This is a genomic window from Rhizobium sp. 3T7, from assembly GCF_020166565.1.
Classification (GTDB): domain Bacteria; phylum Pseudomonadota; class Alphaproteobacteria; order Rhizobiales; family Rhizobiaceae; genus Rhizobium.
The window spans coordinates 1-22,806 of sequence record NZ_JAIQXS010000009.1; the positions used below are offsets into that span (position 1 = coordinate 1).

Here is a 22,806-nt window from a genome sequence, read left to right on the forward strand (position 1 = left end):
GTGAGACAAAAAGCCCCGCCCACAGTGGGGCTTTTCTATTATTGTCGCATCCCTGCGGATAATTGACCGCGTCGGCAATTTTGGATTCGACAAGGCCAGTGGCCTGATGTACGCGGTGATTAAACGATTAATCTACGCACCTCGGAAACCATGCCTCCAACGCGACCTGGACCGAATCTGAGCAGGATTGCAACGTCGCTAGGCGTCTCCGTCGCGACGGTTTCCAATGCGCTCTCGGGCAAGGGCCGTGTTTCCGAGCAGCTGGCGGACAGGATCAAGGAACATGCAGCCGAACTCGGCTATGTTCCGAGCCAGGCTGGACGCGCGCTGCGCACCGGTCGTAGCGGCGTCCTTGGCCTTGTACTGCCGGATATCGCTAACCCGCTTTTTCCCAAGCTCGCGCAAGCCATCGAATTCGCCGCCAGCGCTGCCGGCTACGGCGTGCTGATTGCCGACTCCCGGGGAGACGTTGCCACCCAGACCGAGGCGATCAACCGACTGCTAGAGCGTGGCGTCGAAGGTATGGTAATCGTACCGCGCCGGGCGACGCGAATTTCTGCAGCAGCGTGTCCGGTTGCCGTCATCGATACGACCTCCACACCTGGCAACACCGTTGCCGCCGATCACATGCAGGGCGGCTGGGCGATCGCCAACCATTTGGCCGAGCTTGGACATCGGCGTATCCTCATCATCGGCAACAATCCCGGTTCGAACGTACAGAACGACCGCGCAGGCGGGATCCGTTCAGGTCTCCGTCCCGGGATGAGTTCGGCAACTCTCTGGATCGAGACGCTGGAACGGCAGGGCGGCAGAGGATGCAGCCTCGGCCTCGCTGAAAAGGTGCGGGAGGGCTATACCGCGTTTGCCGCGCTCTCGGACCTGCAGGCGCTGCGGGCGCTCACCGAACTGCAGCGTGACGGCATCGACGTGCCCAGCATGGCGAGCGTTACCGGCTTCGACGACCTCATCTGGTCGCCCGTCGTCACCCCATCGCTGACGACGGTGGCGATGGACATGCACACGATCGCGGAGATCGCCATCTCGTCCCTGCTGCGCACCATACAGACCCGCGGCAGCCGCGAAGGCGTACTTGTCACGTCCGAGACCGACCGCGTTCCGATGCAACTGATCGTTCGCCAGTCCTCTGGGCCGGCGGACCCGACGAGAATATCCTGACAGACGGAGAACAGCTGACATGAAGAATGCCCTCATCGCTTCCGCCGCGCTAATGGCGCTGTCGCCCCTCGCCGCGAAAGCGCAAGACAAGACGCTGACGATTTCCGTCTATGCCTTCGCTCAGGACGACTTCAAGACGATTGTCTACGATCCCTTCGAGCAGAAGTGCAGCTGCAAGATCGTGGTCGAGACCGGCAACAGCGTCGAACGTCTCGCCAAGATGGAAGCCAATAAGGAAAGCCCGGTTATCGACATGGCCGTCGTCTCCATGGCCGATGCCCTGTCCGCCTCGCGAAAGGATCTCATCGACAAGGTCGATACCTCGAAGCTCTCCAATTTCGGCAAGCTCTATGACCTCGCCAAGGATCCGAACGCCGACGGCATGAGCGTCGGCTACACCTTCTACGCCACCTCGATCGCCTACCGCTCCGACAAGATGAAGATCGAGTCCTGGGCAGACTTGCTGAAGCCGGAATATATCGGCCACGTCGCCTTCCCGAACGTCACCACCAATCAGGGTCCGCCAGCGCTCTACATGCTCGGCCAGGCACTCGGCAAGGACAGCCCGGATCTGAAGGCACCGATCGAGGCGCTGGGCGAGAAGAAGGATGAGATCGTCACCTTCTATGAGAAGTCCTCACAGCTGGTGCAGCTGATGCAGCAGGAAGAGATCTGGGCCGCCCCGATCGGCCGCTTCTCCTGGGCCGGCTTCACCAAGCTCGATGTTCCCGTCGCGTGGGCGACCCCGAAGGAAGGCCAGACCGGCGGCATGAACGTCATGGTCGTCACAAAGGGCTCCAAGAACCGCGATCTGGCCCTTCAGTTCATGGATTTCTGGCTCTCCACCGAAATCCAGACGAAGCTCGCCGAAAAGCTGGTCGACAGCCCGGCGAACAAGGAGGTCAAGCTCTCCGAGGCAGCCGCAAACAACCTGACCTATGGCGAAGAGACCGCCAAGAGCCTGAAGCTCATCCCCTCCGCAGCCGCGCTCGACAACCGCGCCGCCTGGCTGAAGGAATGGAACGAGAAGGTCGGTCAGTAATCTTCAGGCCGGCTCCGACGCTTGCTGGAGCCGGCTCTTTCACCCGTTGAAAGTCGATTCATGTTTCAGAACCGCGCAGAAGCCCTGGCGCTTGCCCTGCCCGCAGCAGTATTTGCGTCGCTGGTCTTCCTGCTGCCGGTCGTCGTCCTTCTCTCCGAGGGCTTCCGTATCGACGGCAGCTGGACGCTTGGCGCCTATACCGGCTTCTTTTCCGAGTCGTTGAACCGCACCGTCTTCCTACGGACCTTCCGCTTGGGGCTTGAGGTGACGGCGGTCTCAGCCGTGATCGGCTATGCCGCAGCCTTTGCGATCGTCAACCTGCCATCCACGGGCAAAGGCCGGATGATCGGGCTCGTCACCTTGCCGCTGATGATCTCGCCGGTCGCCCGCACCTATGCGTGGATCGTCATTCTTGGCCGGACCGGCATCGTCAACGAGGCCATCACCGGCCTTGGCCTCAGCGATACGCCGCTGCGCCTGCTGTTTACCGAAACGGCCGTCTTCATCGGCCTGCTGCAGCTTTTCCTGCCGCTGATGATCCTGTCGCTGATCAGTGCGCTCGAAAACATACCGAAGGATGCCATTCCCGCTGCACGCGTGCTCGGCGCCAACTGGTTCCAGGTGTTCTGGAAGGTGATCCTGCCGCTGACACGTGAGGGCCTCGTCGTCGGCGGCACGCTCGTGTTTACCGGATCGCTGACCGCCTACATCACGCCTGCAGTGCTTGGCGGCTCGAAGGTGCTGATGCTGGAAACGCTGCTCTATCAGCAGGTGTCGGTGGCCAACAATTTCGTGGCTGCGAGCGTCATCGCCTTCATGCTGATCGTCATGAGCTTTGCCGCCAACATCCTGCTCAAGCGCCTTGCCACGGCGAGGAACAAGCGATGACCGCCCGTATTCTCTCGCCGCTCGTACTCGGCCTGCTATTGATCTTCCTGATCGGGCCGTTCCTGATCATCATCGCCGCATCGCTCTCGGCCGGCGACACGCTTGCCTTCCCACCTCAGGGTCTTTCCCCGAAGTGGGTCGTCAAGGTCTTCACCATCGACAGCTTCCGCGAGAGCTTCGCCATGTCGATGTTCCTCGCCGTTTTCGGCACGCTGGCCGCGCTCGTCCTCGGCATTCCCGCCGCCTATGCGCTCTCGCGCTACAAGCTGCACCTCGGCGAAACCGTCCGAACGATCGTATCGCTGCCGATCATCGTTCCGGGCATCATCGTCGGTCTGGCGCTGCTGCGCTATCTCGTCGTGCCCTTCGGCTTCAACATCACGCTGGCCCTGTTCATGGCTCACACAGCGCTTGTGCTGCCCTATGCCGTGCGGGTCGTTTCAGCCAGCCTCAACAACCTGCGCTCCGATATGGAGGAAGCAGCCGTCCTGCTCGGCTCCTCGCGCGTCGGCGCGTTCTTCCGCGTCGTCATGCCGAATATCCGCGGCGGCATCCTGGCGGCCTTCATCCTCGGCTTCGTGACGAGCTTCAATCAGGTTCCCATCTCGCTTTTCCTCTCCGGTCCGGGCGTGCGCACGCTGCCGATCGACATGCTGGGCTACATGGAGACGACCTACGATCCGTCGATTGCGGCACTCTCCTCGCTGCTCGCCTTCCTTTCCATCGGCATCGTCTTCCTTGCCGAACGCTTCCTGGGATTTTCTCGTTATGTCTGACGCCTATCTCAAACTCGACAAGCTGACGCTTGCCTACGGCGATACGGTCGCGGTGAAGGATCTTGACCTCTCGATCGCCAAGGGCGAGCTCGTTGCGCTGCTCGGCCCCTCCGGATGCGGCAAGACGACGACGATGCGCTCGATCGCCGGCCTGCTCTCCCCCGCATCCGGCCGCATCACACTCGATGGCGATGAGATCACCCGTGTTTCCGCCAACAAGCGCAATGTCGGCCTCGTCTTCCAATCCTATGCGCTTTTCCCGCATCTGACGGTCTACGAGAACGTCGCCTTCGGTTTGCGTCTGAAGGGCATCGGCGGCAGGGATCTCGATGCCAAGGTCAACGCCGGCATCAAATCCGTCGGCCTTGCCAAGTTTGCCGAGCGCAAGCCCGCCGAGCTTTCGGGCGGCCAGCAGCAGCGCGTGGCCCTTGCCCGCTCCATGGTCATGGAGCCGAAGGTCCTGTTGCTCGACGAGCCTCTCTCCAACCTCGACGCTCGCCTGCGCCTCGAAATGCGTGCCGAACTGCAGCGCGTCCACAAGGAAACCGGCGTCACGATGATCTTCGTGACCCATGATCAGATCGAGGCCTTAGCGCTCGCCGACCGGATCGTAGTGATGCTGAACGGCGGCATCGAGCAGATCGGCACACCGGAGGAAATCTACAACAAGCCCGTCTCGGCCTTCGTCGCCGATTTCGTCGGCTTTGAAAACGTCTTTGCGCTGGACAACGGCAAGCTCGCGACATCCAACACGCTCGTCGAGCTTTCCGGTCCAGCGCCGCAGGCCGCAAAGGGCCTGGCCTGGCGTCCGCGTATGGTGAACCTTGGTTCAGGTCCTTACCAGGGCACCGTGCGCGGCACCTCGTTTGCCGGAAACACCCGCGAATATCTACTCGACACACCGCTTGGCCCCATCAAGGCCGAGATCGACGCAGAGCTGCCGACGCACGCGATTGGCTCCACGCTTCCCTTCGACCTGCCGCTTGCGGCAGCAGCGCCCCTCTCACGCTACAGGTAACATCATGGGCGTCTGGATCGACACCGACATGGGCTTCGACGATATCGCCGCGATCCTCGTGGTGACGCACGCAAAGCTCGACATATCAGGCATCTCGCTCGTCTTCGGCAACACGCCACTGCCGCAGGTGCGGGTCAACGCCGCAGGCGCTGCCAAGGCCTTCGGCTGGACCTTCCCGATCCACACCGGCCGCGCGATGCCGGTCCTCGGCGCGCTCGAAACGGCACAGGCGATCCTCGGCGAGACGGGAATTCCTACCACCGGAAAAGGCCTGCCCGACGCCTCGCCCTTGGCGGAAAGCGACGCGTTTACCGGCCTCTGCCGCTGGCTGGAGGCGGACGGCCCGCACCGCATCCTGGCGCTCGGCCCATTGACCAATCTAGCCGCCCTTGCATTGGCACGTCCCGACCTCGCAGCTCGCATCACCGAAATAACCTGGATGGGCGGCGGCGTAACGTCGGGCAATCACACGGCATCGGCCGAGTTCAACGCACTGGCGGATCCGGAAGCGCTCGCCATCGTTCTCGCCCACCGCCTGCCGCTGCGCATGGTCGATCTCGATCTCTGCCGCAAGGTCATCGCAAGGCCTGACGATGTCGTGCCAGTACAAGGCGCCGGCGGCAGCAATGCGACGCTGCTGGCCGATATGCTCGACGGCTACATCGGCATCGGCACGAGCCGCGGCAGATCAGGCATGGCAATCTACGACCCCTCCGCCGCCGCAGCCTTCGTCGCGCCCGACATCGTCAGCTTCCGTCCTGCCCGCATCGACGCTGAATTGCAGGGCCAGCATACACGCGGCCGCACCGTCGTCGAGACGAGGGTGACGCACGCCGCATTCAATGCCGAATATGCTGCCGACATCGATGTAGAGAAAGCGCGCGCACTTATCCTCGGCGCGCTGATCGATGAGGCCCGCCGATGAGCAGCCCGGAACCGAAGGACCTCAACGACCCCACGCTTCGCGCGCGTGCCGTCGCCGCCGCGCGTGGCGATGCGGCCTTCGACATCCTGATATCGGGTGGCTGCCTGCTCGATGTCGTCACCGGCCTGATCCGCCAAGCCGACATCGGCATCGTCGGACCGTTGATCTCAAGCGTCCACGCACCGGGTAGCCGCATGGATGCCGCAGAAACTATTGATGCCGCAGGCAGCATCATTTCGCCCGGCCTCATCGATACGCATATGCACATCGAAAGCTCGATGGTGACGCCGGCCGAATATGCTGCAGCCGTCGTTCCGCGTGGCGTCACGACGATCGTCTGGGATCCGCACGAGTTTGGCAATGTGCATGGCCTCGATGGTGTGCGCTGGGCGATCGAAGCGTCCCGCGGCCTGCCTTTGCGCACGATCGTGCTCGCTCCTTCCTGCGTTCCCTCCGCCCCAGGGCTTGAAATCGCCGGCGCCGATTTCGACGCGTCGATAGTCGCCGAAATGCTCCGATGGCCTGGCATCGGCGGCGTTGCCGAAGTGATGAACATGCGCGGCGTCATCGACGGCGATCCACGCATGACGGATATCGTCAACGCCGCGCTCGCCTCCGGAAAACTGGTCTGCGGCCATGCGCGTGGGCTTGAAGGTGCCGATCTGAACGCCTTCATGGCTGCCGGCGTCACCTCCGATCACGAGCTGACCTCCAGCGCCGATCTGCTGCAAAAGCTGGCCGCCGGCATGACCATCGAACTGCGCGGTTCGCACGATCATCTGCTGCAGGAATTCGTAACCGCCCTCAACGGCATCGGCCATCTGCCGTCGACGGTTACGCTCTGCACCGACGACGTTTTCCCCGACGAACTGAAGGACGGCGGCGGTCTCGATGACGTGATCCGCCGGCTTGTCCGCTATGGAATGAAGCCGCAGTGGGCGCTGAGGGCAGCGACCTTCAACGCAGCCCAGCGATTGAAGCGCTCGGATCTTGGCCTCATCGCTGCCGGCCGGCGCGCCGATATCGTGCTGTTCGAGGATCTGATCGGCCTTGCCACGAGGGCGGTCATCGCAAATGGCGAGATCGTATCGACGGGCGGCGAGATGAAAGCCCCAATACCTTCCTTCGAGACCACATCCCTGCAAGACTCGGTCAAGCTGCCACCGCTAACGGAGAGTGACTTCCGGGTTCCCTCAGCGGGAAAGCGCGTTCGGGTAGCCACAATCGATCGTCCCCGATTTACACAATGGGGCGAGGCAGAAACCGTCGTAGAGGACGGTTTCGTCGTGCCTCCTGCCGGCAGTACCCACATTGCGGTCGCACATCGGCATGGAAAGGTGGACGGACGGCCGCGTGTCGGCTTCCTCACCGGTTGGGGAGCATGGCGCGGAGCCTTCTGTACGACGGTTTCGCATGACAGCCATAACCTCACCGTTTTCGGCGGCAATGCGCGCGACATGGCGGTCGCTGCCAACGCCGTGATTGCCGCAGGCGGCGGCATGGCCGTGGCCAGGGATAGCAAGGTTGAAGTCCTTCTGCCTCTTCCAGTATCGGGCCTTGTCACCGAGGCGCCGTTGGAAGAGACGGCCGCTTCTTTCCGGGCGATCCGAAAGGCGATGGAGAAGATCGTCGACTGGAAGCCGCCCTACCTTGTGTTCAAGGCCTGCTTCGGCGCAACGCTTGCCTGCAATATCGGTCCGCACCAGACGGATCGCGGGACCGCTGACGTCCTGACCGGCAAGGTACTCGAAAACCCAGTGATCGAGATTCTCGATCGCGGGGCATAGCCGCATCCGGACGTCTTTTGTCGCCACGGCGAGGAGTGTTTATCGAGGCCAGTAAGCGAACGAGCTAAGGCGCCGCCTTCAGCTCGCGCTCGACCAGCGTTGTCCAAAAGGCCACGCCGAAACCGATCGCACCGTCATTGAAGTCATACGCCGTATTGTGGTGCAGGGCGCCATCGACAGCAGGACCGTTGCCGAGCCAGACATAACAGCCCGGAGCATTCTGGCCGAAGAACGCGAAATCATCCCCCGCCGTCGAGGGAGGAAAACTCGTTCGCACCCTCTCGCCGAAAACTGCGCCGGCTGCCCCGAGCGCACGCGCGGTCGCGTCGCCGTCGTTGACCACGGGCGGGATACGCCGTTCGAACTGATAGTCGACCGCAATGCCGAACATCGCCGCCGTGCCATTCGCAAGCCGGCCGATCTCTTCCTCAAGCTGATCGCGGACCTCCGGCGAATAGGCCCGGGCGGTGCCGCCGATCTCAACAATATCAGGTATGACATTCAACGCCTTCGGGTCACCGGCCTGCAGCGAGCAGGCGCTGACGACGGCCGGCTGCAGTGGATCGACGACGCGCCCGACGATCGTCTGCAACGACGTGAGGAACGTCCCGGCGGCCGTAATCGGATCCTTGCCGAGGTGCGGCTTGGCGCCATGCGTTCCGGTGCCTCGAAAGGTCACGCGCCAACTATCGGACGATGCAAGTTGCGGCCCTTCGCCGACGGCTATTTCATCGACGGCCAGGCCCGGCATATTGTGGAGGCCGTAGACGGCGTCGCACGGGAACAGCTCGAACAGTCCGTCCTCCACCATCTTGCGGGCGCCGCCCCTGCCCTCCTCGGCCGGCTGAAAGATGAAATGCACGGTTCCGGAAAAGTCACGTGTTGCCGCCAGATGCCGCGCCGCGCCGAGAAGCATCGTTGTATGCCCATCATGCCCGCAGGCATGCATCTTGCCATCAAATCTGGATCTATGAGGGCGATCCGTCATCTCCGGCATCGCAAGCGCGTCCATATCCGCCCGCAATCCAATCGTACGCGTGCCATTCCCGACCTGCAGCGTGCCCACGACGCCCGTACCGCCGAGCCCTCGATGAACCTTGATGCCGGCCTCATCTAGCAATCTCACAACGATGCCGCTCGTGCGCTCCTCCTCGAAGCCAAGCTCGGGATGTGCGTGCAGGTCGCGACGCAACTCGGTGAGGAAGGGCAGATCGGTCTTGATCCGGGCGGGAATGGGCATGGGCCTGGATGTCCTGTAAATGCAAGCGGGCGCCAGAACGACGCCCGTCATAGTCCATCCGTTATTTAGCAATTGGCCTAAGAATTCAACCGCCTCAACCGGGTTAGACCACGGTCTCGCCACCGTCGACGACCAGGATCTGCCCGGTCATGTAAGAGGAGCGGTCCGACACGAGGAAGAGGATCGGCTCAGCGATCTCCGACACATCGGCCCAGCGCCCAAGCGGCACCTTTTGCGCAATATAGGCCTCGATCGCGTCACGTCCGCCCATCTGGGCAATGAAGGGTTCGTTGAAGGGTGTGTCCACCCAGCCCGGGCAAAGCGCGTTCACGCGGATGCCGAACCTGGCATAGTCGCCCGCCATCTGTCGTGTCAGGGCGATGACGGCATGCTTGGTCGTGGTATAGGCAATCATCTCGCGATCATAGAGCACGCCTGATGAGGACGAGGTGTTGAGGATCACGCCTTTGCCCGCCTTCTTCATAACTGGCATGACAAAGCGCGCCGCCATGAAGTGGGCCCTGACATTCAGGCTCCAGGACTTGTCGAAGCCGTCGATCGCGACTTGCTCTAGGTCGCCGGCGACCTGCGCACCGGCATGGTTGTGCAGGATGTCGATGCGGCCGTGATGCTCTGCCACCGCGGCAATGCCCGCCTCCAGCGCCTTGTCGTCGGTCACGTCAAGCGCCATGCTCTCGGCGCTGCCGCCAAACGCGCGAATCTGGCTGACTGTCTCCTCGGCATTCATGACGTCGATGTCGGCGACGACGACATGGGCGGCCTCTTTCGCCATGACGAGCGCGCCGGCCTGACCGATACCGGACCCGGCGCCGGTGACGATTGCAACACGGTTCTTGAGGATCATGGTGTTTCCCACTTAGGTTGTTGTTATCCTTTCGCGCATCAGGAAACGCGCGATGAGAATGAGGGCAAGCGATGCGACGAGCACCATGGTGGCGATCGCGTTGATCTCCGGCGTCACGCCGCGACGGATCGAGGCAAAGACGTAGATTGGCAGCGTCGTGTTCGATCCCGCGACGAAGAACGCGATGATGAAATCGTCGAAGGAGAAGGTGAAAGCGAGCAGGAAGCCCGCCAGGATCGACGGCAGGATCTGCGGCAGCACGATCTGGCGAAAGGTCGTCAGCGGCGTCGCGTAAAGATCGCTCGACGCTTCGACGATATCGCGCCCGAGGCTGGCGATACGGGCTTTCACGATCATCGTTACCAGCGCCATGGTGAAAAGTCCGTGCGCGGCGATGATCGAACCGTAACCGAGCGACAGCTTCGGCGGTTGGTCGCCAGGCCAGACGGCTGCCAGCAATGGGTTGATGAAACCGAAGACTTCAACGAGGGCGACCAGCGTCGCGATGCCGATCACGACGCCCGGAACGACGATTGCCGCGGCAAACAGACCATCGAACACGGCCCGTGTCCGGGCGCCGAGCCGCTCCATGCCGAGCGCAGCCATGGTGCCGAAGATGGCCGCGAGGACTGCGCTGGTAAGCGCGATGATAAGGCTGTTCTGAAGCGCTTCCATGAGGAACGTGTTGGACAGCGCCTTGCCGTACCATTGCGTGGAAAATCCCGTGAAATCCGAGGCGTTGCGGCCCGCATTGAACGAGAACAGCACCACCAGCGCAATCGGCGTATAGAGAAACAGATAGACTGCCGTAACGAGCCCACGCATCAGACAAGGTCCACCTGGCGGGTGCCCGCGACGCGCCACGCAATCCGCATGGCGACGAGAAGCACGATGACGACGACGACAACGAGGGTGACGGCGATCGCGGAGCCGAACGGCCAGTTGCGCGATTGCAGGAAGAGGTCGACCAGCGCGTTGCCGATGAAGAATACCTTGCCGCCGCCCAGCAACTGCGGGATCAGGTACTCGCCGAGCAACAGGATGGTGACCAGCGCCACACCCGTCATCACGCCCGGCAGCGACAGCGGCAGCGTTATGCCGAAGAAAGTCGAGAGCGGTCTTGCTCCGAGGTCCGCCGAAGCTTCCAGCAACCGCCGGTCCAGCTTTTCCAGGCTGACATAGATAGGCATGATCATCAGCGGCAAATAGCCGTAGACGATGCCGAGAAGGACTGCGCCCGGCGTGTTCAGAAGTCGCACGTTCTCGATACCGACAAATTCCAGCAGATGCGGGATGCCGCGCGCACCGAGAATATACATCCATGCATAAGTGCGAACGAGCAGGCTGGTCCAGAACGGCACCACAACGAGCGACACCAGCAACAACCGATGCTGTGGACTTGCCTTAACCGCCAGATAGTAGGCGACCGGATAGGCCACCAGCAGGCAGGTGAACGCCCCGATCGGCGCAAGCACCAACGTATTCTTGAAGGCGGCGGCACGGGATCCGAGACTGGCGAATTGGGCAAAGGTAAATGCCGCCTGGTAACCGCCCTCCGGCGCCCGCTGGCCGAAGGAGAAAACAACGATGGCGATGAACGGCAAGACCAGGAACACGAACAGCCATGCGCTTGCCGGCGCGACGAGAGCCGCAGTGATCAGGCGTTTTCTGGTATCCGGTGACAGGGCCATTCCGAAGGTTCGCTGTTTGGAGTTCACGAGGCGGCTTGCCTCTTCCCAAAACCGGGGAGAGGCGTTGCACGAAGGCAAGGTCACGCCGACTTGAACCGTGCCATCAACTCGGCACGACCAGGATCCGTCAGTGTCACGGCGGCGCCGAACTCCAGCGGTGTCAGCGATGCCTCGTCCGGATAGACGATCTTGTTGGAGGTAATCTCCTTCGGCAGCAGCGAGATGACACGGCTGTCGGTGGCCGGCGCGCCGTTGGCGATGTGCTCCTTCACGGCGTTGGCCGGGTCCATCAGGTAGTTCAGCAGCGCATAGCCGGCAGCCTTGTTCGGCGCGTCCTTCGGGATCGCGTAGTAATCCGTCCAGATTTCGCCGCCGTCCTTGCCGAGCACAAAGTCGATCTCGGGGATATCGCGGTTGAGCTGCGCCCCGTCATTGGTCCAGCACATTGTCATCCATGCATCGGTTGCGCGCATGGCCGGCTGATAGTCGCTGTTGATGGCGAAGAGATGCGGCTTCACCTTGATCAACAGCTCCTCGGCCTTTGCCAGTTCCTCCGGCTTGATCGAATTGAAACCGTAGCCCAGCGACACCAGCGCGCTGCCGATCGTCGTCAACTGATAGTCGTGTACCATGGTGCGACCATCAGCCTCCGTCTGAGCGATCTCGAAGAAGTCCTTCCAGCTCGTCAGCTTTGTCTTGATCTTGGAGGTGTTGACCGAAAAACCGGTCGTGCCCCAGTTCTTTGGCAGGGCATAGGCCTTGCCGTCGATCTGGCCTTCCTTGGTGAAACGCGGGCTCTCTGTCGACTGGCTGAAATTGGTGATTTTCGAAAGGTCGAGTTCGTCAATCAGGCCGAGCTTGTGGTAGGTGGAGATGGTGTAGTTGGTCGGCACGAACAGCGACCAGCCGGACGCGCCCGCCTGCAACTTTGCCAGCATTTCCTCGTTCGAGCCGAAGACGTTTACTTCGACGGCAACGCCGGTTGCCACCTTGAAGTTCTCGAAGGTCGCCGGATCGTGGTAGTTCGGCCAGGTCGCGATCGACATCTGCGTGCCGAGGTCTTCAGCGGCATGGGCTGGTGTCGACAAGGCGCCTGGGAAGCGCGACAGAACGGCGGTCGCAAGACCAAGGCCGGTGATGCCGAGGAAATGGCGGCGGCTGACGGAGCCGCGCTTCAGGCGCATGAACTCGTCCATGAAGCCTTCGGCGGAAATGGGAAGATTATCCTTGTAGTCTTTGCTCATGATGCTGTTCCCTTGTTTTGATTTTAGGCTGCACTTGATGCTGAGAAGACATGGGCCGCGCCAGGATCGAAGCCGAGGTAGACGGCTTCGCCGGGCTCGACGAGATCGTTTTCATTCATGCTGCGACGGTCGGCGGTCACCAGAAAATCGCCCAGCCCCGGCACCGTGACGGCGTATTCCGCCGACGAACCCAAGAAGATGCGGTGAGTGACCGTCCCCCTGAAGCTCGTCGCATCAGGCGCCTGCGTCCGTGTCAGGCGGATCGATTCCGGGCGGATCGCGACGATCGCCTCACCCGTCGAAACACGCGCCCGGCTCCCCGCGGCGATCGCAGAACCGTCCGCCAGACGCAGCGTCGCGCCATCCGCCTCCATCGTTGCCCTCACCCGATTGGTCTTGCCGACGAAATCGGCCACGAACAGATCGGCCGGGCGGTCATAGACCTCCTGCGGCGAGCCCAGCTGGCGAATGCGCCCTGCGCTCATCACGCAGACGATATCCGCCATCGAGAGCGCTTCCTCCTGATCGTGCGTGACCAGAACAAAGGTAATGCCGAGCTCGCGTTGCAATGTCTGCAGTTCGATCTGCATGGCCGAGCGCAGCTTCTTGTCGAGCGCGGCCAACGGTTCGTCTAGGAGTAACACCGACGGACGATTGACGATCGCGCGCGCCAGCGCCACGCGCTGCTGCTGCCCGCCGGACATCTCGTGAATGCGGCGCTTTGCAAAGCCGCCGAGCCGAACCATTTCAAGCGCCTCGCTGACGCGCCGGTCGATTTCGGTCGCCGCAAGCTTAGGCCGCATCTGTTTCAGACCATAGGCAACGTTCTGTCGGACGTCGAAATGCGGAAACAATGCATAGTGCTGGAAGACCATGTTCACTGGGCGCCGATAGGCAGGCACGCCGTTCATCTCGCGCCCGTCGATCAGCACCGTGCCTTCGCTTGGCTGTTCGAAGCCGCCGATCATGCGCAGGCAAGTGGTCTTGCCGCAGCCGGAAGGACCGAGCAACGCCAGAAAGGCGCCCTTCGGCACATTGAGGTTGATGTCCGTTACGGCGGTCACGGCGCCATAGTTCTTTGTGACCGAACGGAATTCGATATCGTTCGTCGAAGCGGATGCCACGTCTGTTCCCTGCGGTTGGTTTGGATTGGGCAGTCTAGCGCTGCCTTTTGCCACCGTCGTTGAGGAAAGACTAAGCTCGGCCTTCCCTCACGGTATATACCCCGAGAGAGGTATTTTAGCCACAAAGCCTTCGTGGAAGGTATATACACGCAGGAGCGCAAATTTCCGCGCGAGGCGATCAGGAGGTCCCGGGAATGAGCACTGACTTGGAGGCGCTGTTTCAAGCCTTCAATTCCACCATCGGCCGGCAGACGATGGATGATCCGGAGTTCGGCGAGATCTTTCGGCAGATGATGGCGGCGCTCGTGCGCTTCGACTATGTCGTTGTCTTTGCCTATCGCGGCAAGGAGCGGCCGATCGACCTCTACAGCACCTTCGACCCGAAGGACCACATCATTTTCGTAACCCTCTATCAGGCCGGCCCATATCTGCTCGATCCTTTCTACCACACCGCCAACGAGCGCCGCGCCGGCGTGTTTCGCATGCGAGAGCTGGCGCCCGACCGGTTCTTCTCCAGCGAGTACTACCGGACCTATTATGTCCAGACGGGGCTTGCCGAGGAAATCGGCTTTTTCGTCACGGCCGATGACGATATCACCATCGTTCTTTCTCTCATGCGCCGGGAAAAGACCGGCCCCTTCCCGCCCGCGGAATTTGCCTTGCTGAAGAAAGCCGAACCCTTGATCGCAAACATGGTCCGCCACTATTGGGCCGGGCTCGGGGCCCGCTTTGACGCACAACTGCATTCTCGAGTTCGTGGCGATCGCAAGCGCGACGCCAGTGGAAGCTCCTTGCAGCCTGCCGAAGCGGTGTGGCGCGATCTTAATCTCACCAGCCGCGAGACCGCGATCGTCGATCTCGTCCTTCAAGGCCACTCCTCGGAGTCGATCGGCCTGAAGCTCAACATCTCGACAGGAACCGTGAAGGTTCACCGGCGCAATGTCTATCGCAAGCTCGGGATCTCCTCACAGACACAACTGCTATCTCTGTATCTAAAGAATCTTTCGTGAGACGCGTTCGGCCAATTGTGGACCACTACCACCTGCGCGCCTTCCTGCTGGCGACCGACATCACAGCACTCGCCCTTCAGGCCTTGACGGCCCCAGCCTTCGTCTTCGGCTTCAACAGGATTATCAGAAGCAAGCCGGCGACGATGAGTGCCGCCCCCTCGAGGTGGTAGCGCTGCAATTGCTCGCCGAGGATTAGGTAGGCGAGCACGGCGATGAAGATCGTCTGGATGTAGAGGAGGACGCCCGCCCGGGCAGCACCCAAGGCCTCGATGCTTCGATTGAAGAGGTAATACATAATCGCCCCGCCGGGGATGGCGACATAAGCGAGTGCAATGAGCCCGCTGTTGTTGAGCGTCGAACGTTCGTCGGAAACAAGCTCGAAGAGATAGAACGGCAGCGCCGTCAGCACCGCCGCACCGAGAAGCAGGACAAGAAGCGCAAGCCGGTTCCCATCGAATTTCGCCCGGCGAAGCAGCACGGTATAGAGGCTGAAACAGAACGCGCCAGCGACGATCCATAGTTCGCCGGGATTGAAGTCGAGACGCATCAGCGCGGCCGGACTGCCCTTGATGATGATGACGACGATCCCGAGAAAGGCCAGGATCGATCCGATCACCTGCCACCTTCCCATCGGCTCGGCCAGTATTAACCGGGCAAGGATCATGGTGATGATCGGGATCAGGGCGATGATGATGCCGGCGGTGGTGGCGTCGGCATGTTCGAGGCCGACGAAGATCAGGCCCTGACAAATCGCAAGCCCCATGCCGCCAATCACAAGCAGTTCAAGGACGCGCGCCCGCACCAGTGCGACCATGTCGCCAAAGTGCTTGTGTACGATCGGCATCAGGATCGCCCAGGCGATCAACACACGCCAAAAGCAAAGCGCCCAGGGCGGCATTTCAGAAGAAACCCATTTCGCAGCGATATAGACGCCGGCCGATAGCAGCCAGCAGAGAACACCCACGGAATAGGCGGTTGCAAGCGAACCGCCCGCCGCCTGTTCCGTCCCGACCGTCTCGCGATGGACTGCCAAGACATGTATCGCCATAGTTTAGTTATGCCACAGTTCCCATGCGCTGCACAGATGAGCTGCGCTGGCGAGGAACCCGGGAACGTATCCTTTCAGCGGTGGTTGAACTGACCGCGAGGATTATCTCGAGCATGAAGTGTCGGAATTCCGTTTGGTCAGTCGTCTTCAAGACAGACAAGCTATGGAGAGCAGCGATGACGATCACAATCACCGCCTTTGAAAGGTCGCCCGATCGCGGCAAGGGCCTGGCGCGCGACATGCGCGTTCGCTGGGCGCTCGAAGAAGTGAGGCAGCCTTATGACGTTCGTCTTCTTTCGTTCAAGGCCATGAAGGAACCCGCGCACCTCGCGTTTCAACCTTTCGGGCAGATTCCGACCTATGAAGAAGGCGATCTCGCCATATTCGAATCGGGGGCAATCGTGCTCCATATCGCGCAGCACCATGCTGGCCTGCTGCCGGACGACGCGAATGCCCGAGCGCGAGCGATCACATGGATGTTCGCCGCGCTCACCACGATCGAGCCGCCGATCGTTGATCGTGAAATCGCCAGGTACCTGGAAGGCGACCAGCCCTGGTACGAGCAGCGCCGGTCGATGATCGACGAACGCATCCGTAAGCGGCTAAAGGAACTTTCCGCCCGGCTTGGCGATGCCGACTGGCTCGACGGCGAATTCAGTGCTGGTGACCTCGAGATGGTGTCGGTACTGCTGAGGGTAAAAGGATCGGGCATGCTCGACGATTATCCGAATCTCTCCGCCTATGTCGCGCGCGGTGAAGCGCGGCCCGCATACAAGCGTGCCTTCGCCGCTCAGTTGGCGGTTTTCACCGCCGCATCCGCCGGCTGAGAAAGTGCCGCTCAGGACGGCCCTCCGCTCGCGGCATTTGCCATCCAATGTCGCGCTTGACAGTGCTCAAAGGCGAATGCCCTAATCGCTGCAACGCGAAAGGGCCCACCGATGAGCGACGATCAACCCCCGACAGACAGCAAGCTCACCACATCGAAGCGCAGGTGGGCATCCGAAGGAAAATTCCTGACGGGCCGTATCAGTCGCCCGGAAACCGAGCGCCTGCCGCCCGGTCAGCACCTCGTTAAGAATTGGCCGGTCCTCGATCTCGGCCAGCAGCCGTTCATCTCCACCGATACCTGGCGTCTGGAAGTCCGAGGACTTGTCGAAACCCCGCTTGATCTCACTTGGACGGCCTTCCAGGCCCTCGAGCAGAGCACCAAGGTCACCGACATTCATTGCGTGACGACGTGGTCGCGCTACGACAATAAATGGAAGGGTGTATCGACCCGCGACCTGCTCGATCAGGCAATGCCCAAGCCGGAAGCGCACTATGTCATGCTGACAAGCTATGATGGCTATACGACCAACCTGCCGCTCTCCGATTTCGCTGCCGAGGATGCGATCCTCGCAATCTCCTGGGAAGGCTTGCCGTTGACGCGAGATCATGGCGGCCCGATGCGGCTCGTCGTTCCGCATCTCTATTTCTGGAAGAGCGCAAAATGGTTGCGGCGTATCGAGCTACTGGCGGGCGATGCTGCAGGCTTTTGGGAAAAGAACGGCTATCACATGTATGGCGATCCCTGGCGTGAACAGCGCTACTCCGGGGATTGATACCGGTGACGGTTCACCAGGTGCCAGATGACAGAGCCGTTAGTGCAATCTGCGCGCTATAGTTTTGCCAGATGCCTTGCCGCTGCCTCTCGATACCCGCGACTACAAACCCGTTTAACGAGTAGTTTGCACAATTGAAGATTCACCTCAGAATAGATACGAAAAGCAATATATTTTTCAAATTAAAGCCTTACGACGATTTGAGCACTGTCGGCTATTGAACCGTTAGCCATTTTGGGTTGTTGTGGCGCATCGATTCCAGATATCGCGTATGGGTTGATGAATAAGGACACTTCATTTCACACTGTCACGCAGAAGCTGCTGGATGCGTGGTTGCATACCACATCACAGTCGCCTGCCGCGCCGGAAGACATCTATCGGGACGTCCTCGACCTTCTGACAATCAGGATGAGGATGACGCTAGTCGTTCTCGACGGTGAGGATCCACTGCAATGGCAACTGAAGGTCGTACGCCCCTCCGGCTTCAGTTCGCGTCTTCTCAACATCAACAAGCTCTTCGCCGATCAACGCATCGGCGAATTCAAGGATCGCGCCTACATGGAGACGGCCGTCATCCCGCGTTATCGCGAGGTGGTCGCCACCCAGAAGCCGTCCATGGAACTGGTCAAGACGAGGGTGCTTGGCGTCAACCTCGGATATGAGCGGCTGATCCTTCCGCAAAAGACAATGGCGCGGCGCCCATCCTGGCTTTTGACCGTCTCCAACGGCCGCTTCATGTTCAATCCGCCGCAACAGCAGGCCCGCATGGATGCGACTGACGAAGCGGTGATCCAGCTCTTGACTGAAGGCGCGACGGCCAAGGAGATCGCTGCTGATCTCGGAATCTCGCATCGGACGGTCGAGCACCGCCTGGAGCGCATGAAAGAGCGTTACGGCGCGAAGAATACCGTCCACCTCGCAGCCATGCTGGTTGCGACGCACTTCGACCGCGATGTCGAGAAGAGCTAGGGCGCGATCCACCGAAGCAGGCGCCGCCCGCAATAGACGAGAGCCAGGATTGCCGCCGCGAGCGCCGTCAACGTCGCCATACTGGCGGGATGCAGCGGAACGTCCTTCCACGACGGACGAATGACATCTGCAGTATTGAACGCCTCACCGCTGAATTGGCAAGTGATCAGTGCCAGGCCGCGCAGCACCATGCCGGCATCGATCGCCGAGACGATCGTCTCGGCCTCGACCGCCTCACCGCCCATGCTCCGCATCGATAGCAGCACGGCCTTTGTTGCCGCGAGATAGGCATGCGAGCACTCGTTGAACGGGCTCGCCTCGTCCGTCACGCCGCCGGGCATTTTGCCCCAGAGGCAATAGGCATGCTGGATTTGTGCATAGTTCAGCACGCGTCGAAACGGCTCGTTCGTGTCCCTGGCGCGTGCAGCGAGATCGATGATCCGATTGCGATACTCCGCGATCATGATCTTTCGCCATGTGAGATCTCGGCAATTGCAATTCCGGTACGGGGACCGTTGCTGCTTTGCAGGTGCGCGCTGGCCGCAAGAGGCCAAAGCTGCAGCAACGCGATCATGGCCGTAAGGAAAATGGAACGTCGACAGGTCATCACTTGTGGCAGGCTCCGGATTGCCCCGGAGCCTTCTCCGATCAATGGAAAGCCGGCGCGCGACCGCGCAGCTTCGCAGCGACACCAAGTTTGCGCTCGGCGAGTGCACCGAAAGCCATGCCAAGGACGCCCCAGAGGATCACGTGCATGCCGATCGAAGTCGTGCGAAAACGCCAGAGGACCGCAGCCGAATAGTTCTCCGGCACCTCGTTGATCGGCGGCAGCAGATACTGCACGAGCCCGACGAAGGCGACATAGGCAAGGCCTGCTGCGATTGCTGAATTCCACACGCCGAACCGCGGAGTCAGGCGGCGCGCAAAAGCAATTGCCGCAACGAGCGCGGCGATCGAAACAACGATCATCAGGAAGAACAGCTCGGTCCTGATGCCGATAGTGTCAGGATTGCCGACCGCCGGCGGATTGGCGGGATATTTGATGCTGGGAACGATGACGACGGCAACAAAGGCCGCAATCGCGATCACGGCAGATGTTCCCCGTGCGCCGAGATTGCTGAAGCGCCCCTGGACGAAAGCGAAGACGAGCGCAAACAGACCGCCGACGGCGATGCTGTAGGCCATCACGCCGGTGAAGAGGCCGATCCCCGCCTGTGTGGCACGGCTGACGATTTCAGGTTCGCCAGCTTCGCCCACAGCCTGGGCAGCAGCTTCCTCAAACGCGATCGCCTGGTCGACAAGTGCCTCGCCGAAGATATGGGCAAAGGCGAAAACGAGGACACCAGCGATCAGCCCCGCGAGCATTCCGCGAAGTAAGAGATTTCCAACCATGTCCGAAACTCCCTTAGTGGCAGGGGAAGCCGAGGAGATGCCGACCGTCATGCACGAACTCGTGCACGTACATGCTGTTGAGAAGCGACATTGCGCCTTCTTCGGTACCGACGAAGTAGATGACGATGAGCATCAGCAGGCCGCCGAAGATCGCCCAGGGCAAAAGCTCGCCAACCGGAATCGGAGCCGGTGCGGCAACGGGCGCGAAAGTGATGTCAGACATGAATTCCTCCTGGAATGACGCGTTCAGTCGAGAATTGTTGCGTGGTAGGGTCTGACTTCCAGTCCGAGGTATCCTCATCCTGATCACAGTGGCGCGACCGCACCGGAATTTCACCGGTTTCCAAACCCACAACATCATCGTTATATCTGCGACTTCGAACCTGTCAACGAAACTTCATGCAGCGACAGGCCCACCATCCCCGTTTGCGGAGACGACCAACGTGATGACGCGCCTCACCTGGATCTGCCACGGCTCGACTGCGGCCAACCGCGAGGCGCGCTTTCCACTGGACGAGCCGCTGAACGAGAAGGCAATCGGTGCCACGCGGGCAATCGCGCCTCGCCTCCAGCATGCCGACTGCGTATTCGCCAGCCCGACTTTGCGCGCCCGGCAGACGGCTGATGCGCTTGGCCTGGAGCCTATATTCTCCGATGCGCTTGGCGATTGCGATTTCGGCCGCTGGGCGGGACGATCGATCGCCGAGATCCAGCAAGCCGAGCCTGACAATCTGGCGGCCTGGATGGCGCGGCCGGAGGAAGCCCCGCATGGTGGCGAGGCTATCGCCGCCGTATGCGCGCGCGTGAAAGCCTGGATGAACGAGCGTTTGCAGGCGGGCGGCCACATCGTCGCCATTACCCATGCAGCGGTTGTCAGGGCGGCCATCATAACTACGCTGAACGCACCCGTATCGTCCTTCTGGATCGCCGATATCGAACCACTCGCGATCATCCACATGACCAGCAATGGAAGCCGGTGGTCGCTGCGCGTGGAAGGCACGACCGCCTAATACTCAAGGCGATAATTTAGGCAAGTCTTACGCAAGCAAGCCATGGCATAGCTTTCCGACCCGGCACAGTCGGGCCGTCAATCCTCGTCCCAAGGAGGAACAAGCATGCCATATGATTGGAGCGGCGCGCGGATGCGACGCGCGCGCCTGCTGCGCATGACCAGCGCATTGACGCTTCTCGCGATCGTCATCGGCGCGTCTTTGCTGATCAGACTTTGAAGACAACAGGCGGGCGGCCACGCCGCTCGCCAGGTCTGCCGGACACCTTTCGAGCGGCGCATGCTCCAGGTTAGCCGCAGATACCAAGAATTCGCCCTTTGGTTTCAACAAACGCTTCAGACTTCAGTGATACACCGGCGCCCGGGTGGAGATGGAGTGAGGCATGCCGGTATTCTTCCAGAGCAGGGCCGGAAGGCAATGCCTGTTGGTCATGGCGTTGGGGGTAACGCTGTGGCTCGTCGGCGCGATCCTCGAATTGGATAACTGGCTGGTCGCCTTCGTCGGCGCCTACGAGAACTATGGAGCAGACAAGCTCGTCCTCGGGCTTGGCATCGGCGGCGCCATGAGCTTCGTCTATTCGATGCTGCGCATTGTCGACCTGCGCAAAGAGATGGAGTTGCGAGCCAGCGCCCAGGCCAAGGCCGACTGGACGGCAACCCACGATCACCTGACCAAGCTTCCAAACCGCTATGCATTCGAGCGCAAGGTCCTTCCGCGAAGGACGAAGACCGACGTCGAGGGCGACGAATGGGAGCAGAACATTACGATCTTCTCTATCGACCTCGACGGCTTCAAGAAGGTCAACGACCTTGTCGGCCACAATGGCGGCGACGCGCTGCTGATCGAAGTGGCAAAGCGCATCTGCGCGATCGGCAATGCCGACTGCGTCTATCGTTTTGGCGGCGACGAGTTCGTCGTCGTTGCGCTCGGCCTCTCGCCGCGGCATGAAGAGCGCTTCGCGCGCTTGCTGATCCAGGCGGTAACACGCCCTATCCATATCAATGGGTTTGCCGTCGAAGTCGGCGCCAGCGTCGGTTATGATCGCTGGGAACAGGGTCGAGAACCGCTAGAGCACGCCGCCCACCGTGCCGACCTCGCCATGTACGAGGCCAAGTCACGCGGCCCCAACCAGCACATGGCGTTTGAAGCTTCGATGCAGGACAAAGTGGCAAAACGCGCCACGCTGGAATCGAAGCTCCGTATCGCGATCCAGAAAAAGGCGATCCGGCCATTCTATCAACCCTTAGTCGACCTGAAGAGCGGCACGGTCTGCGGCTTCGAGGCGCTGGCGCGCTGGACGGATGAGGAGGGTGTTGCCATTCCACCGCCCGTCTTCATCGGCATTGCCGAAGAAACCGGAATGATCACCGAGCTCTTCGAAGATCTGCTCGCGCAGGCCTGCCAGGATGCCTTGGCTTGGGACGACCACGTCATGCTGTCCTTCAACGTCTCTCCAGTGCAGATGGAAGACAAGCTGCTGGCCTCGCGCATCTTCAAGGTGCTGTCGGCAAACGGCCTGCCACCGCGCCGCCTGGAGATCGAGATCACCGAAAATTCCCTGATTCAGGATCCGGCAGTTGCCGCCATCATTCTGGATGAGCTCCACGAAGCTGGCGTCCAGATCGCCCTCGACGATTTCGGCACGGGCTACTCCAGCCTCGCCCAACTCGCCCGGTATCGTTTCGACAAGATCAAGATCGACAAGAGCTTCATCGCGACTTGCCGCGATGATGAGCGCCAGGAAAAAATCATCCGCGCCATGCTTGGGCTCGGCCGCAGCCTCAATATACAGACGACTGCCGAAGGCATCGAAGAGCATCGCCAACTCGGCCACCTGCTTCAGCTCGGCTGCGACGTCGGCCAAGGCTATCTCTTCGGCAAAGCGATGCCTGCCGAAGAGACGCGCTCCTTCATTTTCAATCGCGACGAGGTGTTGGCTGGTGGCTGACCGCCACGAAATCCGCACCTCCGCACATCAAAAATCCGTGATGGAACCCTTT

The 22,806-nt window shown here is 61.1% G+C and carries 22 protein-coding genes, 1 pseudogene and 1 riboswitch; of the genes and pseudogenes, 13 read left to right on the plus strand and 10 right to left on the minus strand.

Annotated elements, in window-relative coordinates; translation table 11 throughout:
• Nucleotides 1-150 precede the first annotated feature (150 nt).
• The 7 genes from K9B32_RS14640 to K9B32_RS14670 are packed head-to-tail and all read left to right on the plus strand — an operon-like array spanning nt 151 to nt 7,612.
• Nucleotides 151-1,176: a LacI family DNA-binding transcriptional regulator gene (locus tag K9B32_RS14640; RefSeq protein WP_224563275.1), complete on the plus strand. Its 1,026-nt coding sequence runs from the start codon at nt 151-153 to the stop codon at nt 1,174-1,176.
• A gap of 19 nt (nt 1,177-1,195) precedes the next feature.
• Nucleotides 1,196-2,218: a PotD/PotF family extracellular solute-binding protein gene (locus tag K9B32_RS14645; RefSeq protein ID WP_224563277.1), complete on the plus strand. Its 1,023-nt coding sequence runs from the start codon at nt 1,196-1,198 to the stop codon at nt 2,216-2,218.
• A 60-nt stretch (nt 2,219-2,278) separates the two neighbouring features.
• Nucleotides 2,279-3,106 (plus strand): ABC transporter permease, encoded by an 828-nt coding sequence (locus K9B32_RS14650; protein ID WP_224563279.1) that lies wholly within the window; start codon nt 2,279-2,281, stop codon nt 3,104-3,106.
• Nucleotides 3,103-3,882 (plus strand): ABC transporter permease, encoded by a 780-nt coding sequence (locus tag K9B32_RS14655; protein WP_224563281.1) that lies wholly within the window; start codon nt 3,103-3,105, stop codon nt 3,880-3,882. The genes K9B32_RS14650 and K9B32_RS14655 overlap by 4 nt, the downstream gene beginning before the upstream one ends.
• A complete protein-coding gene (locus tag K9B32_RS14660) occupies nt 3,875-4,900 on the plus strand; it encodes an ABC transporter ATP-binding protein (RefSeq protein WP_224563283.1) in 1,026 nt (341 codons plus the stop codon). Before K9B32_RS14655 ends, K9B32_RS14660 begins: the two co-directional genes overlap by 8 nt.
• Before the next feature lie 4 nt (nt 4,901-4,904).
• Nucleotides 4,905-5,825: a nucleoside hydrolase gene (locus K9B32_RS14665; RefSeq protein WP_224563286.1), complete on the plus strand. Its 921-nt coding sequence runs from the start codon at nt 4,905-4,907 to the stop codon at nt 5,823-5,825.
• Entirely contained in the window at nt 5,822-7,612 is a 1,791-nt protein-coding gene (locus K9B32_RS14670) for an adenine deaminase (protein WP_224563289.1), read from the plus strand. Before K9B32_RS14665 ends, K9B32_RS14670 begins: the two co-directional genes overlap by 4 nt.
• Before the next feature lie 64 nt (nt 7,613-7,676).
• Here K9B32_RS14670 and K9B32_RS14675 read toward each other — a convergent pair whose 3' ends face one another.
• The 6 genes from K9B32_RS14675 to K9B32_RS14700 form a co-directional block, all read right to left on the minus strand.
• A complete protein-coding gene (locus tag K9B32_RS14675) occupies nt 7,677-8,852 on the minus strand; it encodes a M20 aminoacylase family protein (protein WP_224563292.1) in 1,176 nt (391 codons plus the stop codon).
• Between the two features lie 103 nt (nt 8,853-8,955).
• On the minus strand, nt 8,956-9,717 hold the full coding sequence (locus tag K9B32_RS14680) for an SDR family NAD(P)-dependent oxidoreductase (protein WP_224563295.1): 762 nt from the start codon (nt 9,715-9,717) through the stop codon (nt 8,956-8,958).
• Between the two features lie 12 nt (nt 9,718-9,729).
• Nucleotides 9,730-10,542, minus strand: coding sequence for an ABC transporter permease (locus tag K9B32_RS14685; RefSeq protein ID WP_224563298.1), 813 nt, complete (start codon nt 10,540-10,542; stop codon nt 9,730-9,732).
• Nucleotides 10,542-11,408, minus strand: a complete 867-nt coding sequence (locus K9B32_RS14690; RefSeq protein ID WP_224563610.1) for an ABC transporter permease — start codon at nt 11,406-11,408, stop codon at nt 10,542-10,544. The genes K9B32_RS14685 and K9B32_RS14690 overlap by 1 nt, the downstream gene beginning before the upstream one ends.
• Nucleotides 11,409-11,488: 80 nt before the next feature.
• Nucleotides 11,489-12,652, minus strand: a complete 1,164-nt coding sequence (locus tag K9B32_RS14695) for a spermidine/putrescine ABC transporter substrate-binding protein (protein WP_224563300.1) — start codon at nt 12,650-12,652, stop codon at nt 11,489-11,491.
• Nucleotides 12,653-12,675: 23 nt separating this feature from the next.
• Nucleotides 12,676-13,776, minus strand: a complete 1,101-nt coding sequence (locus K9B32_RS14700) for an ABC transporter ATP-binding protein (protein ID WP_132594914.1) — start codon at nt 13,774-13,776, stop codon at nt 12,676-12,678.
• Nucleotides 13,777-13,970: 194 nt separating this feature from the next.
• On the opposite strand from K9B32_RS14700, the gene K9B32_RS14705 reads away from it, so the two are divergent.
• Entirely contained in the window at nt 13,971-14,786 is an 816-nt protein-coding gene (locus K9B32_RS14705) for a response regulator transcription factor (RefSeq protein ID WP_224563302.1), read from the plus strand.
• A 76-nt stretch (nt 14,787-14,862) separates the two neighbouring features.
• Here the strand turns inward: K9B32_RS14705 and K9B32_RS14710 are convergent, their stop codons facing one another.
• A complete protein-coding gene (locus K9B32_RS14710; RefSeq protein WP_224563303.1) occupies nt 14,863-15,834 on the minus strand; it encodes a DMT family transporter in 972 nt (323 codons plus the stop codon).
• 176 nt (nt 15,835-16,010) lie between these two features.
• On the opposite strand from K9B32_RS14710, the gene K9B32_RS14715 reads away from it, so the two are divergent.
• From K9B32_RS14715 to K9B32_RS14725, 3 genes are all read left to right on the plus strand, one after another.
• Nucleotides 16,011-16,661: a glutathione S-transferase family protein gene (locus K9B32_RS14715; RefSeq protein ID WP_224563304.1), complete on the plus strand. Its 651-nt coding sequence runs from the start codon at nt 16,011-16,013 to the stop codon at nt 16,659-16,661.
• A gap of 111 nt (nt 16,662-16,772) precedes the next feature.
• Nucleotides 16,773-17,435, plus strand: coding sequence for a sulfite oxidase-like oxidoreductase (locus K9B32_RS14720; protein WP_224563305.1), 663 nt, complete (start codon nt 16,773-16,775; stop codon nt 17,433-17,435).
• Nucleotides 17,436-17,768: 333 nt separating this feature from the next.
• On the plus strand, nt 17,769-18,404 hold the full coding sequence (locus tag K9B32_RS14725; protein ID WP_224563306.1) for a helix-turn-helix domain-containing protein: 636 nt from the start codon (nt 17,769-17,771) through the stop codon (nt 18,402-18,404).
• Here K9B32_RS14725 and K9B32_RS14730 read toward each other — a convergent pair.
• From K9B32_RS14730 to K9B32_RS14740, 3 genes and pseudogenes are all read right to left on the minus strand, one after another.
• Nucleotides 18,401-19,011: pseudogene (locus tag K9B32_RS14730) on the minus strand (hypothetical protein). The gene K9B32_RS14725 and the pseudogene K9B32_RS14730 sit on opposite strands and share 4 nt — an antisense overlap.
• A gap of 41 nt (nt 19,012-19,052) precedes the next feature.
• Complete coding sequence (locus K9B32_RS14735; protein WP_224563307.1) at nt 19,053-19,796, minus strand: CbtA family protein; 744 nt, start codon at nt 19,794-19,796, stop codon at nt 19,053-19,055.
• 13 nt (nt 19,797-19,809) lie between these two features.
• A complete protein-coding gene (locus K9B32_RS14740; protein ID WP_007801801.1) occupies nt 19,810-20,019 on the minus strand; it encodes a CbtB domain-containing protein in 210 nt (69 codons plus the stop codon).
• A 49-nt stretch (nt 20,020-20,068) separates the two neighbouring features.
• Nucleotides 20,069-20,141, minus strand: a riboswitch (cobalamin riboswitch).
• A gap of 101 nt (nt 20,142-20,242) precedes the next feature.
• On the opposite strand from K9B32_RS14740, the gene K9B32_RS14745 reads away from it, so the two are divergent.
• Nucleotides 20,243-20,806: a histidine phosphatase family protein gene (locus tag K9B32_RS14745; RefSeq protein ID WP_224563613.1), complete on the plus strand. Its 564-nt coding sequence runs from the start codon at nt 20,243-20,245 to the stop codon at nt 20,804-20,806.
• A gap of 382 nt (nt 20,807-21,188) precedes the next feature.
• Nucleotides 21,189-22,754: a putative bifunctional diguanylate cyclase/phosphodiesterase gene (locus tag K9B32_RS14750; RefSeq protein ID WP_224563308.1), complete on the plus strand. Its 1,566-nt coding sequence runs from the start codon at nt 21,189-21,191 to the stop codon at nt 22,752-22,754.
• Nucleotides 22,755-22,806: the final 52 nt, after the last annotated feature.

Coding starts and splice junctions, on each gene's coding strand:
- K9B32_RS14740 (WP_007801801.1), bottom strand. CDS start 20,019: ATGTCTGACATCACTTTCGCGCCCGTTGCCGCACCGGCTCCGATTCCG.
- K9B32_RS14750 (WP_224563308.1), top strand. CDS start 21,189: ATGCCGGTATTCTTCCAGAGCAGGGCCGGAAGGCAATGCCTGTTGGTC.
- K9B32_RS14680 (WP_224563295.1), bottom strand. CDS start 9,717: ATGATCCTCAAGAACCGTGTTGCAATCGTCACCGGCGCCGGGTCCGGT.
- K9B32_RS14735 (WP_224563307.1), bottom strand. CDS start 19,796: ATGGTTGGAAATCTCTTACTTCGCGGAATGCTCGCGGGGCTGATCGCT.
- K9B32_RS14720 (WP_224563305.1), top strand. CDS start 16,773: ATGAGCGACGATCAACCCCCGACAGACAGCAAGCTCACCACATCGAAG.
- K9B32_RS14665 (WP_224563286.1), top strand. CDS start 4,905: ATGGGCGTCTGGATCGACACCGACATGGGCTTCGACGATATCGCCGCG.
- K9B32_RS14685 (WP_224563298.1), bottom strand. CDS start 10,542: ATGCGTGGGCTCGTTACGGCAGTCTATCTGTTTCTCTATACGCCGATT.
- K9B32_RS14705 (WP_224563302.1), top strand. CDS start 13,971: ATGAGCACTGACTTGGAGGCGCTGTTTCAAGCCTTCAATTCCACCATC.
- K9B32_RS14640 (WP_224563275.1), top strand. CDS start 151: ATGCCTCCAACGCGACCTGGACCGAATCTGAGCAGGATTGCAACGTCG.
- K9B32_RS14650 (WP_224563279.1), top strand. CDS start 2,279: ATGTTTCAGAACCGCGCAGAAGCCCTGGCGCTTGCCCTGCCCGCAGCA.
- K9B32_RS14695 (WP_224563300.1), bottom strand. CDS start 12,652: ATGAGCAAAGACTACAAGGATAATCTTCCCATTTCCGCCGAAGGCTTC.
- K9B32_RS14670 (WP_224563289.1), top strand. CDS start 5,822: ATGAGCAGCCCGGAACCGAAGGACCTCAACGACCCCACGCTTCGCGCG.
- K9B32_RS14690 (WP_224563610.1), bottom strand. CDS start 11,408: ATGGCCCTGTCACCGGATACCAGAAAACGCCTGATCACTGCGGCTCTC.
- K9B32_RS14645 (WP_224563277.1), top strand. CDS start 1,196: ATGAAGAATGCCCTCATCGCTTCCGCCGCGCTAATGGCGCTGTCGCCC.
- K9B32_RS14675 (WP_224563292.1), bottom strand. CDS start 8,852: ATGCCCATTCCCGCCCGGATCAAGACCGATCTGCCCTTCCTCACCGAG.
- K9B32_RS14745 (WP_224563613.1), top strand. CDS start 20,243: ATGACGCGCCTCACCTGGATCTGCCACGGCTCGACTGCGGCCAACCGC.
- K9B32_RS14710 (WP_224563303.1), bottom strand. CDS start 15,834: ATGGCGATACATGTCTTGGCAGTCCATCGCGAGACGGTCGGGACGGAA.
- K9B32_RS14660 (WP_224563283.1), top strand. CDS start 3,875: ATGTCTGACGCCTATCTCAAACTCGACAAGCTGACGCTTGCCTACGGC.
- K9B32_RS14715 (WP_224563304.1), top strand. CDS start 16,011: ATGACGATCACAATCACCGCCTTTGAAAGGTCGCCCGATCGCGGCAAG.
- K9B32_RS14655 (WP_224563281.1), top strand. CDS start 3,103: ATGACCGCCCGTATTCTCTCGCCGCTCGTACTCGGCCTGCTATTGATC.